Origin of the sequence: Metallosphaera cuprina Ar-4 (genome assembly GCF_000204925.1) — an archaeon.
Taxonomy (GTDB): domain Archaea; phylum Thermoproteota; class Thermoprotei_A; order Sulfolobales; family Sulfolobaceae; genus Metallosphaera; species Metallosphaera cuprina.
The window spans coordinates 1,766,083-1,781,468 of sequence record NC_015435.1 but is presented as its reverse complement, the minus strand read 5'-3'; the positions used below and the strand labels follow the sequence as shown (position 1 = coordinate 1,781,468).

At 38.9% G+C, this 15,386-nt stretch carries 25 protein-coding genes; all 25 read left to right on the top strand.

The genetic code is table 11. The annotated features are described in order from the left end of the window. The first annotated feature begins 28 nt into the window (after positions 1-28). The 25 genes from ileS (at position 29) to MCUP_RS09225 (ending at position 15,376) form a co-directional block, all read left to right on the top strand. Complete coding sequence (gene ileS, locus MCUP_RS09340) at positions 29-3,178, top strand: isoleucine--tRNA ligase (protein WP_048057795.1); 3,150 nt, start codon at positions 29-31, stop codon at positions 3,176-3,178. 263 nt (positions 3,179-3,441) lie between these two features. Next, entirely contained in the window at positions 3,442-3,906 is a 465-nt protein-coding gene (locus MCUP_RS10170) for an RNA methyltransferase (protein WP_237697994.1), read from the top strand. A gap of 112 nt (positions 3,907-4,018) precedes the next feature. Beyond that, positions 4,019-5,044: a 50S ribosomal protein L3 gene (locus tag MCUP_RS09330; RefSeq protein ID WP_013738567.1), complete on the top strand. Its 1,026-nt coding sequence runs from the start codon at positions 4,019-4,021 to the stop codon at positions 5,042-5,044. 4 nt (positions 5,045-5,048) lie between these two features. Further along, entirely contained in the window at positions 5,049-5,840 is a 792-nt protein-coding gene (gene rpl4p, locus MCUP_RS09325) for a 50S ribosomal protein L4 (RefSeq protein WP_013738566.1), read from the top strand. Next, complete coding sequence (locus MCUP_RS09320; protein WP_013738565.1) at positions 5,837-6,082, top strand: 50S ribosomal protein L23; 246 nt, start codon at positions 5,837-5,839, stop codon at positions 6,080-6,082. Before rpl4p ends, MCUP_RS09320 begins: the two co-directional genes overlap by 4 nt. 10 nt (positions 6,083-6,092) lie before the next feature. Further along, complete coding sequence (locus MCUP_RS09315) at positions 6,093-6,809, top strand: 50S ribosomal protein L2 (protein WP_013738564.1); 717 nt, start codon at positions 6,093-6,095, stop codon at positions 6,807-6,809. A 32-nt stretch (positions 6,810-6,841) separates the two neighbouring features. Continuing rightward, positions 6,842-7,267 (top strand): 30S ribosomal protein S19, encoded by a 426-nt coding sequence (locus MCUP_RS09310; RefSeq protein WP_013738563.1) that lies wholly within the window; start codon positions 6,842-6,844, stop codon positions 7,265-7,267. 5 nt (positions 7,268-7,272) lie between these two features. Continuing rightward, the gene (locus MCUP_RS09305; RefSeq protein WP_013738562.1) at positions 7,273-7,743 is read left to right on the top strand and encodes a 50S ribosomal protein L22; all 471 of its coding nucleotides are present in this window, start codon (positions 7,273-7,275) and stop codon (positions 7,741-7,743) included. A 2-nt stretch (positions 7,744-7,745) separates the two neighbouring features. Then, on the top strand, positions 7,746-8,465 hold the full coding sequence (locus MCUP_RS09300) for a 30S ribosomal protein S3 (protein ID WP_013738561.1): 720 nt from the start codon (positions 7,746-7,748) through the stop codon (positions 8,463-8,465). Continuing rightward, on the top strand, positions 8,458-8,652 hold the full coding sequence (rpmC, locus tag MCUP_RS09295; RefSeq protein ID WP_048057655.1) for a 50S ribosomal protein L29: 195 nt from the start codon (positions 8,458-8,460) through the stop codon (positions 8,650-8,652). Before MCUP_RS09300 ends, rpmC begins: the two co-directional genes overlap by 8 nt. Continuing rightward, a complete protein-coding gene (locus MCUP_RS09290; protein WP_013738559.1) occupies positions 8,639-8,893 on the top strand; it encodes a ribonuclease P protein subunit in 255 nt (84 codons plus the stop codon). The genes rpmC and MCUP_RS09290 overlap by 14 nt, the downstream gene beginning before the upstream one ends. A 4-nt stretch (positions 8,894-8,897) precedes the next feature. Further along, positions 8,898-9,233: a 30S ribosomal protein S17 gene (locus MCUP_RS09285; protein WP_013738558.1), complete on the top strand. Its 336-nt coding sequence runs from the start codon at positions 8,898-8,900 to the stop codon at positions 9,231-9,233. 5 nt (positions 9,234-9,238) lie between these two features. Further along, on the top strand, positions 9,239-9,655 hold the full coding sequence (locus MCUP_RS09280) for a 50S ribosomal protein L14 (RefSeq protein ID WP_013738557.1): 417 nt from the start codon (positions 9,239-9,241) through the stop codon (positions 9,653-9,655). Between the two features lie 10 nt (positions 9,656-9,665). After that, positions 9,666-9,995, top strand: a complete 330-nt coding sequence (gene rplX / locus MCUP_RS09275; RefSeq protein WP_013738556.1) for a 50S ribosomal protein L24 — start codon at positions 9,666-9,668, stop codon at positions 9,993-9,995. Then, positions 9,992-10,717, top strand: a complete 726-nt coding sequence (locus tag MCUP_RS09270) for a 30S ribosomal protein S4e (protein WP_013738555.1) — start codon at positions 9,992-9,994, stop codon at positions 10,715-10,717. The genes rplX and MCUP_RS09270 overlap by 4 nt, the downstream gene beginning before the upstream one ends. Further along, entirely contained in the window at positions 10,718-11,245 is a 528-nt protein-coding gene (locus tag MCUP_RS09265) for a 50S ribosomal protein L5 (RefSeq protein ID WP_013738554.1), read from the top strand. A gap of 10 nt (positions 11,246-11,255) precedes the next feature. Further along, on the top strand, positions 11,256-11,420 hold the full coding sequence (locus tag MCUP_RS09925; protein WP_013738553.1) for a 30S ribosomal protein S14: 165 nt from the start codon (positions 11,256-11,258) through the stop codon (positions 11,418-11,420). 7 nt (positions 11,421-11,427) lie between these two features. Then, complete coding sequence (locus MCUP_RS09260) at positions 11,428-11,829, top strand: 30S ribosomal protein S8 (protein ID WP_013738552.1); 402 nt, start codon at positions 11,428-11,430, stop codon at positions 11,827-11,829. 9 nt (positions 11,830-11,838) lie between these two features. Further along, entirely contained in the window at positions 11,839-12,384 is a 546-nt protein-coding gene (locus MCUP_RS09255; protein ID WP_013738551.1) for a 50S ribosomal protein L6, read from the top strand. Beyond that, positions 12,381-12,791, top strand: coding sequence for a 50S ribosomal protein L32e (locus MCUP_RS09250; protein ID WP_013738550.1), 411 nt, complete (start codon positions 12,381-12,383; stop codon positions 12,789-12,791). The genes MCUP_RS09255 and MCUP_RS09250 overlap by 4 nt, the downstream gene beginning before the upstream one ends. Continuing rightward, positions 12,788-13,243 (top strand): 50S ribosomal protein L19e, encoded by a 456-nt coding sequence (locus MCUP_RS09245; RefSeq protein ID WP_013738549.1) that lies wholly within the window; start codon positions 12,788-12,790, stop codon positions 13,241-13,243. Before MCUP_RS09250 ends, MCUP_RS09245 begins: the two co-directional genes overlap by 4 nt. Before the next feature lie 5 nt (positions 13,244-13,248). Continuing rightward, entirely contained in the window at positions 13,249-13,833 is a 585-nt protein-coding gene (locus tag MCUP_RS09240) for a 50S ribosomal protein L18 (RefSeq protein WP_013738548.1), read from the top strand. Next, positions 13,833-14,477: a 30S ribosomal protein S5 gene (locus MCUP_RS09235; RefSeq protein WP_013738547.1), complete on the top strand. Its 645-nt coding sequence runs from the start codon at positions 13,833-13,835 to the stop codon at positions 14,475-14,477. Before MCUP_RS09240 ends, MCUP_RS09235 begins: the two co-directional genes overlap by 1 nt. A gap of 5 nt (positions 14,478-14,482) precedes the next feature. Further along, positions 14,483-14,941, top strand: a complete 459-nt coding sequence (locus tag MCUP_RS09230; protein ID WP_013738546.1) for a 50S ribosomal protein L30 — start codon at positions 14,483-14,485, stop codon at positions 14,939-14,941. Continuing rightward, positions 14,942-15,376, top strand: a complete 435-nt coding sequence (locus MCUP_RS09225; protein ID WP_013738545.1) for an uL15 family ribosomal protein — start codon at positions 14,942-14,944, stop codon at positions 15,374-15,376. Positions 15,377-15,386: the final 10 nt, after the last annotated feature.

Here is a 15,386-nt window from a genome sequence, read left to right as displayed (position 1 = left end):
TACGTTTTCCGTGTCATACTCATCTCCTATCAAGTCACTACAGTCAAAGTTCGAACCTCTGAAAATAGAGGAGGAGATATCAGAGTTCTGGAAAGTCAATAACGTATATAAAAAACTGAAAGAATATAATTCCACATTTCCTAAAAAATTTTTATTTATAGACGGCCCGCCTTATCCTTCAGCACCCGTTCCTCATTTAGGCACCATTTGGAATAAGTTAATTAAAGACGCCATATTAAGGTATAAGAGAATTCAAGGATTTAAGGTACATGATCAGCCAGGTTATGATACGCATGGTTTGCCAATAGAGGTTGCAGTTGAGAAGAAACTTAACGTTTCTCAAAAAAGGGATATATTAGATAAAATAGGTGTACAAAAATTTGTAGAAATGTGTAAGGATTTTGCATTAACCAATTTAAACTCCATGTCAGATAATTTCAAAAACGTAGGAATTTTCATGGATTGGGATAATCCATATCTAACCTTGGATCCAATTTTTATTAGTAATTCTTGGGCTGTTATAAAGAAAGCGTATGAAAGAGGACTATTGGAAAGAGATGTACAAGTCCTACATTGGTGTCCTAGATGTGAGACTACTCTATCTGATTATGAGGTATCCGAATACAGAGACATAGAGGATCCATCAATCTATGTCAAGTTTAAAGTTGTAGGGGCTCAAAATAAGTACTTGGTAATATGGACTACAACGCCTTGGACTTTGCCTTCTAATGTATTCATTATGATAAATAAAGATTATGATTACGCCGAGGTGTTAGTTGGCAATGAGATTTACATTATGGCAAAGGAAAGAGTGGAACCCGTAATGAGGGAAGCCAAAATAGCCCAATACAAAATAATCAGGACTTTTAAGGGCGAAGAGATCATTGGACTTAAGTATGAACATCCTCTGAAAAACCTTGTCTTGGCCCAGCAAAATCTAGATCAATATCACGTTGTTATAGACGCTGGAAATAAGGTTACGCTTGAAGACGGTACAGGTTTAGTGCATTCTGCCCCTGGGCATGGAGATGCAGATTTTGAAATTGGTAGATTAAACGGGATGCCCGTTGTCATGCTAGTTAATGATAGAGGAGAGTTCGTTGATCAGGCTGGTAAGTATAAAGGCATGAACGTGAGAGAATCGTCGAATGTGATAATTGATGACTTGAGATCAAACGGTGCACTTCTATTTTCTACGAAGATAATTCATAGATATCCGATTTGTTGGAGATGTAAGTCCCCTATAATTTTAAGGGCTATTGATCAATGGTTCATTAAGGTTAGCAAGCTAAAGACTGTGTTAGAAGCTGAAATAGAAAGGGTAAACTGGATACCTATGTGGGGTAAAATTAGGATAGGAAACATGGTAAATGAGATTAGAGACTGGGTGATAAGTAGGCAAAGATTCTGGGGTAATCCTCTTCCTATATGGATTTGTGATAACGGGCATGTTAACGTTATAGGGAGTCTTGAAGAATTGAGGAAAAGAGCTGTAAACGACGTTCCGAAAGATCTGCATAAGCCTTGGATAGATAATGTAATTATAAAATGCGAAAAGTGCGGATCTTCCTCCAAGAGGGTCTCGGATGTAGCAGATGTGTGGTTTGACAGTGGGGTAGCGTTTTTCTCTAGTCTTGGAGAGGAATGGGAAAGAAAATGGAAAGAGTTAGGACCAGTCGATTTAGTCTTAGAAGGTCATGACCAGTTGAGAGGATGGTTCTTCAGTTTGTTAAGGTCAGGAGTTATCCTTAACGATAGAGCGCCTTACGAAGCTGTTCTGGTTCACGGTTTTATGCTAGACGAACAAGGGAGGGAGATGCACAAGAGTTTAGGTAATTATGTAGAGCCTTCTGTTGTGATAGAGAAGCTAGGCAGAGATGTACTTCGATTAACTTTGTTAAGAAACACGACTTGGGAGGACGTAAAGTTCTCATGGAAGAGTCTGGAGATGGCTCAGAGAGACCTTCAGATAGTGTGGAACGTCTTCCTATTTGTGACAATGTACATGAGCTTAGATAACTTCGACCCCAGAGATATGGAAATGAAAGACGCTTTGAGATATGCTAGAACCGAAGACAGATGGATAATTTCAAGGTTCTACAATATGCGCCAAAAGATAGAAGAATCAATGAAGGATTATAAAGTACACGATCTTGCTAACTATCTCATGAATTTCATAATAGAAGATGTAAGTAGATTTTATTTGAGATTAGCAAGGAAACGAGCCTGGGAGGAGGGAACAAGTAGAGACAAACAAGTCCTCTACACGATCCTCTATCACTTGCTAAAGGAATGGATTGTCTTAGCGTCTACAATAATACCGTACTTCGCTGAAAAAGTATATCAGAATTTTGTAGTTTCTGATAAGAAGCTTTCGGTATCGATGGAAACTATATCAGAGCCTAAGAGAGACCTTGTTGATTATAACGTAGAGAGAACCGTTGATTTAATAAAAAGTATAGCGGAGGCTAGCTTAAACGCTAGGGCTAAAGCAAATATAAAATTGAGATGGCCTGTTCCTATATCTTATATTTTCCTCAAAGATAATGATTTAGTTAACACTTTATCTAATAACTTAGAATTAGTAAAAACACTATTAAACTCAAAAGACGTTAAGATATATGGTATGTCCAATTTTTATGAGTTCAGCGAGTTGAAGGTACAGCCTGACAGAGGTGCGATAGGGAGGCAATATAAGAGGTTATCTCCTAAGATCATAGAGTATATAGAGAGTCAGAAGGAATCTGTAGCCAAGGATATTATATTCCACGGTCGTCATAGGGTATCTATAGATGGAATTGAAGTTGAATTAAACACGTCCCATATTCACGTTATAGAGGAAGTGAAACCTGAATACGTTTCAGCCTCATTTGAAGGAGGCGCTATTATTTTACCTAGAGAGATTAGTGAAAGGGAAGAAGAGGAGGGCGTAATCAGAGATGTAATTAGAAGAATACAATATATGAGGAAATTAATGAATTTAAACGTAACTGATTATATAAACGTAAATATTGTTCCACCTGCTGACAAGCAAGCTTTAATCCAGAAATATAAGGACTACATTTCCTCTGAGACTAGGGCCAGAGAGATAATAATAGGGAAGGAAGACGGAGATAAAATAAACATCTGGGAAATTGAGGGAGAGGAGTACGTTATTGGTATTAAAAGGTCTAGTTAATGTTCCCTTTTCCAAGGACACATCCTCTAAACGTAGCGGTCTATTCTAATACTTTCGGACTCCGTAATAATTTTAGCGCATTTACTATAGAAATATCAGATTTTATTAGGAATTTAATAATATATAGAGTATCAAAAATATATTTAATAGATTCGTCTAAATCGGAAAATATTCGAATAATAAGAAAACTGATTAAGTATTCACTCAAGCCACCATACCTTAAGAAATATGTAGGTAAAGACAGAGATCTAACCAAATCGGGTTTGTTATATCCAATCAATATTCCATATCATACAGTCTCAACAGATAAGGTGGAAGGCGAGATAAGGAAAATTGAGAGAGGGGATACGGGTATAGAGGGATGCACATGTTCTGATGGAGTAGCGCTTATGATCAACTCTGAAGAATGTAAGATGACAAGGTATATTTCAATATTTTATGACGGCCCTGTATTAGAAATTATATCAGAACGAGATATTAATAACATGGAAAACGTTATAGTTTCCAGTAGATCTGGACTGAACCCTTTAGAGAACTCTAGTTTTCTCAAATCGTTATATCAAAAGAAGGGCATAACGCTTTTAATAGGTCCACCAGAAGGCGGAGTAAAAAGGAAATTTCAAAACCTTCCTGCATTTAATTTTATAACGAAACAAGGCACGTCAAATGTGAGATCTAAGGAAGCTTTGTTTTCAGCCCTCAGTATCTTAAACTCAGTTCTCAGTTAAATGACAACCAGTTAAATTCTTCAAGGAGCTTTACCTTAAGTGTATAGTGTATTATTATACATCAAATTTATTACTGGTCATTTGCGTGATGTGATAGGAGAAGGGGTAAAGGATGGGACATAGAAAGCTGTCTTCGCCAAGGAGAGGATCGGCAGGTCTTAGACCTAGAAAGAGATCTGAAGATATTTTACCGTCTCCTAGGTCGTATCCTGTTTTGAACTCGTCATCCCCTGTTATGTTGGGCTTCATTGGTTACAAAGCGGGGATGACCCACGTCTATATGATTGATGAAGACAAATCTTCTTCCATGTATGGGAAGGAGATTTATATGCCGGTAACTGTGATCGAAACTCCCCCAATTTTAGTGATGTCTCTGAGAGCTTACGCTATTGATGGAAAAGGGGAAAGCATGTCTATAGGCGAGGTTTGGGGGGATTTGAGCGACAAGTCTAAATATATCACGAGAAGGATAAAGAGTTTGAAAATACAGAAGGAAAAAACAGAGCAACAGCTTAAGAAAATAGAGTCTAATCTGGATAACATATCCTTTTTCAGGTTATTGGTTTCCACACAGCCATATTTGATTCCCTCATTAGGCAAGAAGACTCCAGATATAGCTGAAATTCAGATCGGTGGAGGTAACCCTAAGGCTCAACTCGAATTAGGTCTTAAACTCCTAGGTAATACCGTTTCAGTAAGAGATGTGTTTAATGAAGGCCAGCTAATTGATATATTAGGCGTTACGACAGGTTATGGTTTCCAAGGCGTTATAAAGAGATATGGGGTACAGGAGCTACCTAGGTGGCACAAGCATAGAAAAGGGAGCAGGAAAGTAGGGACAAAAGGTCCCTCTTTAGGAACTCCTAGTTACGTTCCACAACCTGGACAAATGGGTTATCATAGAAGGACAGAGTATAACAAGAGAATATTAAGAATTTCAGACGAAATTAATCAAATAAATCCTAAAGGAGGATTCGTCAGATACGGCTTGGTTAGGAACACGTATTTGCTAGTACAAGGTTCTACAATAGGCCCAATAAAGAGACCTCTATTTCTAAGATATCCAATCAGGCCTTACTCAAATCAGCTTCCAGTTCCCAAACTCACATATGTGGATTTGAACAGTAAGCAAGGGTGAAAATATGTTTTATATACTCCAAGAAAAAGAAATTCAGGTATTAGATTTATCTGGAAATAAAAATAAGTCAATACTTCTTCCTTCCATATTCAGCTATCCAATTAGAAAGGATCTAATAAGGAGGGTATTTCACTCCTCATTCACAAAAGGTTTACAGCCTAAGGGAAGAGATCCTATGGCTGGTAAAAGAACTACTGCAAAGAGCTTTGGTATAAACCTAGGGCTTGCAAGAGTCCCTCGTGTAAGAGGAGCGGGAGAAGGTGCTCTAGCTCCAAATACGGTAGGAGGCAGATTAGCTTTTCCTCCATCAACAATCGAAAGGATTCATGAAGAGGTAAACGAGAGAGAAAAGCGCATGGCTATTGTGAGCGCATTAGCTTCGACTACGGTAAAGGATGTGGTAACTAAAAGAGGACACAGATTTACAGGAGAACTCCCGTTAGTAGTGGTCGACGATTTAGGGAAAATCTCAAAAACCAAGGAGTTACAGGACATCTTAATAAAATTAGGACTAGAAGCTGAACTTGAGAGGGCCTCTTATAGACGAATTAGAGCAGGAAAAGGAAAGATGAGAGGGAGGAAGTACAAGAGAACTGTTGGTCCCCTTCTAGTGGTTCACGATTACAGTTTACCAGTGGTTAAGGCAGCGCTTAACTTGCCGGGCGTAGACATAGTGAGCGCTAAAGACGTAAGTGTTATTCATCTGGCTCCTGGTGGTCATCCTGGCAGGTTAGTAATTTATACCGAATCATCAATTAACATTCTGCAGAACAGATTTAAGGGGCTGATCAAATGATTCGGGAGAGTATCTCTACAGAAAAATCAGTGAGGCTCTTAGAGTCTAATAACACGCTAGTCTTAATTGTAGATAGAGACGATAACAAAACAACCGTAAAGAGAGAGGTCGAAAAGACCTTTAACGTTAAGGTAGAGAAGGTGAACATATTAATTACACCTAACGGAGAAAAGAAGGCCTACGTTAAGCTTTCTCCAGAGTTTAAAGCTTCTGATATAGCTCAGAAGCTAGGAATCTTATGAGGGGATAAGATTGGGTAAGAAGTTACTTCAACAAAGAGCTGGAAGGGGGAATATAAACTTCAGGAGCCCTAGCTGGTTAAGACTAGGGAGGGCTAGATATCCTATAATTCAAGGCCATCATATAGCAAAGATTGTAGATATACTACACAACCCAGGCATGTTAGAACCAGTAGCTAAAATAAAAATGGATGATGGTAAACAGTTCTATGTTCCAGCAGTACAAGGACTAGTCGTAGGTCAAAAGATAGAAATAGGTGAAGGGGCACCTCCCGCTCCAGGTAACATAATACCAGCTAGAGAAGCTCCAGAGGGAGCCTACGTGTGCAACTTGGAACTTCATAGGGGTGATGGAGGTAGATATGCACGTACTGCTGGCGTATACGGTATTATAACAGGTAAGACTGAGCATAAAATTGCGGTAAGAATGCCTTCAGGAAAAATAACAGAGATTGACAGCAACGCTTTGGTGACTATCGGGATAATAGCGGGTGGTGGTGTTCTGGAGAAGCCTCTACTAAAGGCTGGGAATAACTATTGGAAATACAAGGTTAGGGCATCTAAGTGGCCTAACGTTAGGGGCGTTGCAATGAATGTGGTTTCTCATCCACATGGTGGAGGTTTACATCAAAGCGTAAGTAGATCCAGCACAGTAGCTAGGAACACGCCTCCAGGAAGGAAAGTCGGTCATATCGCGGCACGTAGAACAGGAAGGAGGGATAGGAAATGAGTTTATATAATGTATTGGGGAGTGGTTTGTAGATGTCATCAGATATAATACCCGTAGAATGGAAGAAGTTTAAATATAGAGGTAAGTCTCTGGAAGAGTTACTAAACATGCCTATGGACGAGTTCATTAAACTTCTGCCTTCTAGAAAGAGAAGATCTCTTAGAAAAGGTTTCACGACAGCTGAGAGATCCTTAATAGAAAAGATAAGGAAAACAAGGAGAGACAACAGATTTGATAAGCCTATTAAGACTCATGTGAGGAGCCTGGTGATATTACCTGAGATGATAGGCTTAAAATTTGCAGTTTATAATGGGAAGCAGTTCGTTGAGTTTCAAATACTTCCAGAGATGATAGGCCATTATCTTGGTGAGTTTTCCATACCAGTGCAGAAAGTGGAGCATGGTGAACCTGGCCTTAAGGCAACCAGATCTAGCCTCTTTATGGCTATGAAAGGGTGATGTATATGGGTTCATGGATCTATCCCAATATACCTCTGGACGATAACAGAGTCGGAAAGGCTGTCATAAAAAATGCTCAAGTTTCAATAAAAGACCTTTATAACGTTTGTAAAGCAATAAGGGGAATGAACGTAAAAGAAGCTCAAGAGTTTCTACAAAGAGTACAGGAAAGAAAGGAATCACTTCCATATTGGAGATATAGTCACGGAGCATCTCATAAGTCTAATATATCTAAGAAATGGAAAGTGAAGAGCGGTAGATATCCAGATAAGGCTGTTAGATATGTTCTAAAGGCTTTAGGAAACGCAATGGCGAACGCTCAAGGTAAAGGGTTAGACGAGGATAAATTGAAAATAGTTCATATAGCTGCGCATAAAGGGTTATTAATTAAGAGGTTCCTTCCTAGAGCTTTTGGGAGGGCTACGAAGAAGTACAACAGAACCTCACATATTGAGGTTATAGTAGGTGAGGTGTGAATATGGTAGATATTAAAAAATACTTCCTGCAAAAATCAATGACAAGAGTGATGGTAGATGAGTTCTTAGCTAAAGAATATTACAACGCAGAATACGCCGGATCAGAAATAAGTAAAACGCCCATGGGGACTAGAGTGACAATATATGCAGGTAGACCGGCCATAATTATAGGGAAAGATGGTAAAACAATAAAGAGATTAGCTCAAATCTTAGAGAGATACTTTAACCTTGAAAGCCCGCAAATAACTGTAGCTCAACCAGAGAAGCCTGAACTTAACGCTAGAGTAATGGCATTTAGATTAGCAGTAACTTTAGAGAAGGGATATCATTTTAGGAGAGCCGCTTTCATAACAATAAGGAAAATAATGAACGCTGGTGCTCTAGGAGCTGAGGTAATAGTAAGCGGCAAGATAACTTCGGAGAGAGCCAAGTTTGAGAAATTGAAAGAAGGGATAGTATACAAAACGGGAAACGGATTAGATGTCATGGTGGACAGAGCAATAGCGATTGCTACTCTAAAGATGGGAATATATGGCGTCCAAGTAGTTATAACTAAACCACTTAGGACAGTAGATAAGATACTGCTTAAAGAGAAGACAGAAACTACATCAGAATCGACCGAGGCCGAAGTTAGAGTAACAAATGTAAGAATAATTGATGAGGGCGGCAATATTTCCAATACAACAGCTGGAGGGGAGGAAGTTGGGCAAAAAAATGAATGAATTAAGGAACCTTTCTGAAGAAGATCTCAGGAAGAGACTTGAGGAGCTTAAGTCCGATTTACTTAAAAGGAAAGCCGAGGCTAGACTAGGTACTTTAAAAAATACTTCGTCCATAAGGAACATAAGAAAAGATATAGCAAGAATTAATACTATATTATCTCAGAAAAAGTCAAATGAGAAAAAATAATTTTTCATTTTACGATCTTATAGGTGGACATTTAAAGATAATTGCTTATTCTGATCACTCTCTTGTTGGAAGAGAGGGGACAATTATCTACGAGTCAGAGAGAACGATAGTCATCAAGGACAAGAGAACTTTCTTTACCATAATAAAAGCAAATGGTATATATGAGATAGATTTTAAAGGACAACACATTACTATAAGTGGCGAAGCCTTAGGTGGTAAGCCTGTAAAAAGGTTGAGGTGACTACATGTCTCAAGTTAAAGTAAAGAACGTGGGGATTCCTGGGGTCAACCCTCCTTCTAGGGAGTGTGATGACAGGGATTGCCCATACCATGGGAGTTTAAAGGTAAGAGGTATAATAATAGAGGGTATATTAATTAAAAATAGAGCCCAAAAAATGGGTGTAGTTGAGAGAACGTATCTCTTCTATGATCATAAGTACAAGAGATATGAAAGGAGATCGAGTAGAATTCATGCTAAGGTCCCTTCTTGTCTAGAAGTAAAGGAAGGGGACAAGGTAGTGATAGCAGAAACTAGGCCTATTGCTAAGTCAGTTTCTTTCGTGGTTCTTGGCAAGAGGTGAAATAAATGCCGGAAAAGATGCAAGTGTTAGGCTCAAGGAAAGGTTTAACTCCAGGACTCCAAAACTACACCAGTGTTAATGTGGCAGATAACAGCGGAGGAAAGGAGGCAGTTATAATAAGCGTTTACGGCTATAGGGGCGCTCTAAGAAGGGTACCTTATGCAAACGTCGGAGATCTAGTCATGGTGTCAGTAAGGAGAGGTTCCCCGGACGTTAGGAAGCAAAAGTTTAAGGCTGTAATAATAAGGCAGAAGATGCCATTCAGGAGACCCGATGGAACTTGGATATCTTTCGAAGATAATGCTGTAGTGATAGTTAATCCAGATGGAACAGCTAAAGGGACCGAAGTGAGAGGACCGGTTGCTAGAGAGGCGGCAGAAAGGTGGCCTAAGGTGGCTAGTTTAGCCACGTTAATAGTTTAAGGTGAAGATCATGGACAAAGTAAAAGTTGTAGCTCGCCTTTCTAATGATCTGATAAAGGAGTACAACATAAAAAGGATAACGGTAAGGAAAGATGACACTGTGAGGGTGATTAGAGGAGATAACTTTGGATTTGAGGGGAAAGTGACTCAAGTTTATCACGACACAGGAAGAATAGCTATAGAAGGTTTGACTAGGAAGAAATCTGACGGAACCCCAATATACATCAGGGTTCACGCATCTAAAGTGGAAATTACGAAACTTAATACTAACGATCCAAGAAGGAGAGAGATTATAAACAGAATTAGCAGTTCAAAGAAAGGAGGTAGTAAAGAAAGATGACTCATATAACAAGATTAGAAGCGCCTTGGTTTCTCAAGGCTAGTAAGAAAGAGTATAAGTGGACAGTTAGAGCTTCTCCAGGTCCTCATCCTCTTAGGAGGAGCATTCCTCTAGGACTTCTAGTTAGGGATTACCTGTCGTTCGCCACAACTCTGAAGGAATCAAAGAAAATAATTTCTGACGGGAAAGTTTTAGTAGACGGAAGAGTTAGGAGAGATTACAAGTATCCAGTGGGCTTAATGGATGTAATCTCTATACCTCATGCAGGTCTTCATTATAGAATAGTCCCGGACAAGGCAAGGTTGTTAAAACCAATCAAGATTTCGGAGGAGGAAGCTAAGTTTAAGTTAGTTAGATTAACTGGAAAATCAATAATAAAGGGTGGCTTATACCAACTACACTTAGAAGACGGACGTAATATATTACTAGGAAATGAAAATTCTGAGCTGTCAAAGATCCCTACACTTTCGACTCTTAAGGTAAGTATCCCTGTTCAAAGTATACTTTCTGTCTATCAAATGAGAGAGGGCGCTCAGGTAATGGCTATTGGTGGTAAAAACGCAGGAGCAATAGGTCAAGTTAAGAAAATTCAAATTGCTCCATATAAAGCTAAGAAATACTCTATTGTGATAATAAGGAATCCTAGCGGAGCAGAATACGAAACTAATTTAGCTAACGCTATGGTTATTGGAGAGGAAAATGTAGAGGTGAGGGTGGAGTAGATGTCGCAAGTTAATTTGCAAGTTAATCCTATGAGGCAAATCAAAATAACTAAAGTAACTGTAAATATAGGGTTGGGCGAGTCTGGCGAAAGGTTGCAGAAGGCTTTCCAATTACTTGAAGAATTGACCGGCTCAAAACCTGTATATACTAAGGCAAGGAAATCGATAAAGGAATTTGATGTGAGGAAAGGAGCCCCAATTGGGGTGATGGTGACTCTAAGAGGCAAGAAAGCTGAAGAGTTCTTAAACAAAGTACTCGCTGCTGTAAATTATAAAATTAAATCTAGCAGCTTTGATAAACATGGAAATGTAAGCTTCGGAATATCAGAACACGTTGTGATTCCAGGAACTAGATACGATCCTGAAATTGGGATATTTGGGCTTGACGTTTGCATAACGTTTGAGAGGCCTGGATTTAGGGTAGCTAAAAGGAAGAGGCAGAGATCTAGACTACCCTCATCCGTAAGGATAAAGAAAGAAGAGTCTATGAGATACCTTACGGAAAAGTTTGGAGTGACCATAGTCTGAGGTGAATCGTATGGGTAAATATAAGCCACCTGCAGAAAAGAAATACGGTAGGGGAGTTCAGTACTGTCGTAGGTGTGGCAGTACTGATTCTGTGATCCAAAAATACGGTATATATCTATGCAGGCAGTGTTTTAGGGAGGTAGCTTATCCCCTAGGTTTTAAGAAGTTGAGGTGAAATTTCAATGACAGTAATAAACACTTTATCAAATTCGTTAAGTACTATCTATAATAATGAAAGAAGAAGGAACAACCAAGCGATATTAATGCCTTCATCAAAGCTGATAGTCAATGTATTAAGGACTATGCAAAAAGAGGGTTACATAGGAGAGTTCGAATACATAGATGATGGAAGATGGGGGAAGATCGTAGTTCAGTTGCTCGGAAGGATCAATAAGTGCGGTTCAATAACACCTAGATACTCATTAACTTATAGAGAAGTCATAAGTCTGCCTGACTATATAAGAAGATACTTACCGTCAAAGGAGATTGGCGTAATAATATTGTCAACTCCAAAAGGCGTAATGACTCATAAAGAGGCGGCAAGGCAAAGGACAGGAGGAGTAGTTTTAGGATATGTGTATTAGGTGAGGTTTATGCAAGTAGTATCAGTAAGGGAGGAAATAAGTATACCCTCAGGTGTTAGCGTTAGTATAGAAGATAAGAAAGTGGCAGTAAAGGGAAAGAAAGGAGAACTACATCGCGATTTTTCCTTTGCAAGGTTCTTAACTATTAGACAAGAGGATAGCAAGATTATATTAGAAGCAACTTTCTTAAATCGTAAGGAAAAGGCCACGCTCTATAGTATAAGGAGACATATTGAGAACATGATAGTAGGAGTTCAAAACGGATATAGATATTACCTCAAGATAATATTCACTCATTTTCCAATAACGGTGAAGGTTGTAAATGACTACGTTCAGATAACAAATCTAATAGGTGAAAAGAATATTAGAACGGCCAGAATAATGCCTGGCGTCAAAGTAACTGTTAAGGGAGAAGATATAGTAGTAGAAGGTACTGATATCGAGAAAGTATCACAAACTGCAGCTAATATAGAATTGGCCTCTAAAATTAGAGATTTTGATAGACGAATATTTTCTGATGGTATCTATATTTATAAAAAGGAGGTAATTTCATGATGTCAGTAAATAAATTAACAAGGAAAAAGATATATAAGATGAAAATAAGGCACAAAAAAATGTTACCTAAGTTTCTTAGATATGACTGGGACAAGTACTATAGGCTAGAGAGACAAGAGAGATGGAGAAGGACAAGGGGACAAGATAATAAGACAAGGTTAAGGATTAAGGGATTTCCAAAGCCGGTAATGATCGGGTTCAGGGCACCTAAATCGATAAGGTATCTTCATCCTTCTGGACTTAGGGAAGTTGTTGTTAATAATGTGGGAGACCTAGAAAAATTGAAGGATGTTAGACAAACTGTGATAGTCAGGATATCATCTAGTGTTGGCCTGAGAAAAAGATTAGATATAATTAAGAGGGCAAATGAGATAGGATTGCGTGTATGTAATGGTGAGATCAAATGACAGAACTTGAGTTACAAAAGAGGTTGGCTGCTGATATTAAGAGAGTAGGTAAAGGTAGAGTAAAGATACCACCTGAAAGTGCAGATGAAGTAGAGGGAGCTTTAACAAGGGACGAAATAAGGAATCTTATTAAAGAAGGGAAAATAGTTATCTTATCAAGTCGGAGAAATAGCAGGGGAAGGGTAAATAAAAGAAGAAAAAGTAGAAAAAGTAAAGGAGAAGGCAGAAAACGGGGTAGTAGAAAGGGAACTAAAGGTGCCAGAGAAAGTAGAAAAGATAAATGGGTATCAAAAATTAGAAAAATAAGGAGATATATTAAATGGCTAAGAGACAATGGAGTGATAGATAGAGGTACGTATAGAATGTTATATATGAAGTCCAAAGGAGGTACATTTAAGAGCTTAAGCGATGTGAAAGTTTTGCTTAAGCAGATGGGTAAGGTAAAGGAGTGATTAAGATGGCGCAAGGTCCTAATTATAAGGTCAAGTTCAGAAGGAGAAGAGAGGGAAAGACTAACTATTATAAAAGGTATACATACGTACTAAATAGGACTGATCGTATAGTAATAAGGATTACTAACAAGCACGTGATAGTACAATTTATGAGATTAAATCCAAAAGGAGATATAACTGTCTCAGCTGCTCATTCAACTGAGTTGAGGAAGTTCGGTTGGAAGGGAGATGAGAACAATTCCTCTGCTTGTTATCTAACTGGATATCTAGCAGGTATGAGAGCTAAGAAGTCTGGAATAACTAAGGCTACCGCGGATATAGGTCTTTTCACTCCTACAGTAGGAGCAAGGGTGTTCTACGCATTGAAAGGCGCAATTGATAGTGGAGTTGAAATACCTATTGGTGATGTGCAAGTTTCAAACGATAGGATTGTAGGAAAACACGTAGCAGAGTACGCAAAAAAGATTGAGCAGGAGGATCCGGAGAAATATAAACGTATTTTCTCTAGATATATCCTAAGAGGGTTAGATCCTAAGGATCTACCTTCTCATTTTAAGGATGTTCTTAGCTCGATTAAAGGTGAGAAATAATGGCAGAAGAAGTACCTGTCTCTAATGTAGAAGAGTGGAAACCGAGAACTAAAGTAGGTCAACTCGTAAAGGAGGGCAAGATTTCATCTATAAGTGAACTCTACGCACGGAACTTAAGTATCGTAGAGCCTGAGATCGTAGACGTCCTATTACCAAACATGAAATACGAAGTAATAGATATAGGAATGGTTCAGAAACAAACTGACGCGGGAGAGCTATCTAGATATAAGGTTCTAGTCGTTATGGGAAATTATGACGGTTACGTAAGTATAGGAGTAGGAAAATCGAAACAGTTGAGGGTAGCAATTCAAAAGGCTATAAGAGACGCAAAGATGCACGTTATCCCAGTTAGAAGGGGTTGCGGAAGCTGGGAGTGCACATGTGGAGAGTCACATAGCTTACCTTTTCTAGTATCTGGAAAGGCTGGGAGCACTGAGGTGGTACTTAGACCCGCTCCTAAAGGTACTGGGTTAGTAGCTGGGGGTGTACTCAAGTCGCTTCTGACATACGCTGGGATAAAAGACGTCTGGTCTTTCAGTAGAGGGGAGACAAGAACTACCGATAATTTCATTTTTGCTGGGTATAAAGCGTTGTATAATACTTACAGGTTCGTAACCCCTCTGGACTGGGCAAGAAGAAGGTGAAGGTTATGGTTTCCATTTTAGCTATAAGGATAAGAGGTAGCGCGGCAACACCTTGGCAGGCCCAAGAGACTCTTACCATGCTAAATCTATCTAAGCAATACAACGCAGTTGTCTACCCTAGGAATGATAGCATAATAGGAATGTTGAGAAAAGTTCAGTCGTATATAACGTGGGGAGAACTAAATTCAGAAGGTGCCAAAGCTCTAATTTCTAGGATCGAAACATCTCACGGTAAACTAAATGATAAAATAATCAAAGAGAAGTTCCACTCCACAGATGAGCTTATCCAGAGATTAGTTCAAGGAGAGGTAAAATTAAGTGAGATCGAAGGTGTCAAGTTACCTATAAGGCTTCACCCTCCAAAAGGAGGTTTTAAAGGGAAAACTAACGCTTTTATTGGAGCCGGTGGAGAGGTTGGTTATAGAGGAGAAAAGATAAATGAACTCGTCAAGAGGATGGTATAGATGGTAGTTAGAAGATCTAAAAGATCAAGGAAAATGAGAGGCCATAGAACAATGGGATGGGGTACAAAGGGTCAGCATAGAGATAGAGGCGCAGAAGGAGGAAGACACATTGGGATGCATAAAGAAAAATGGTCTTGGATAGTTAAATATGGAAAAGATTGGTATGGTAAACATGGATTTGTAAACCCAACTACCAAGAACATAAAAAGCATATCAATAAGGAAGCTATCAGAGCTTATAGAGTCGGGTAAAATTGAGCTTCAAAATAAAGAAAGTGTAATAGAGGTAGATCTGGAAAAGAATGGTTATAACAAGCTCTTAGGTGGAGGGAAAATTGAAAAGCCTATCATCGTGAGAGTGCCTTACGCCACCAATAAAGCAAAGGAGAAGATAGAAAAATCTGGTGGGCAAGTTATTTTAACCTCTCAAAGCTAAAAGTTTTGAT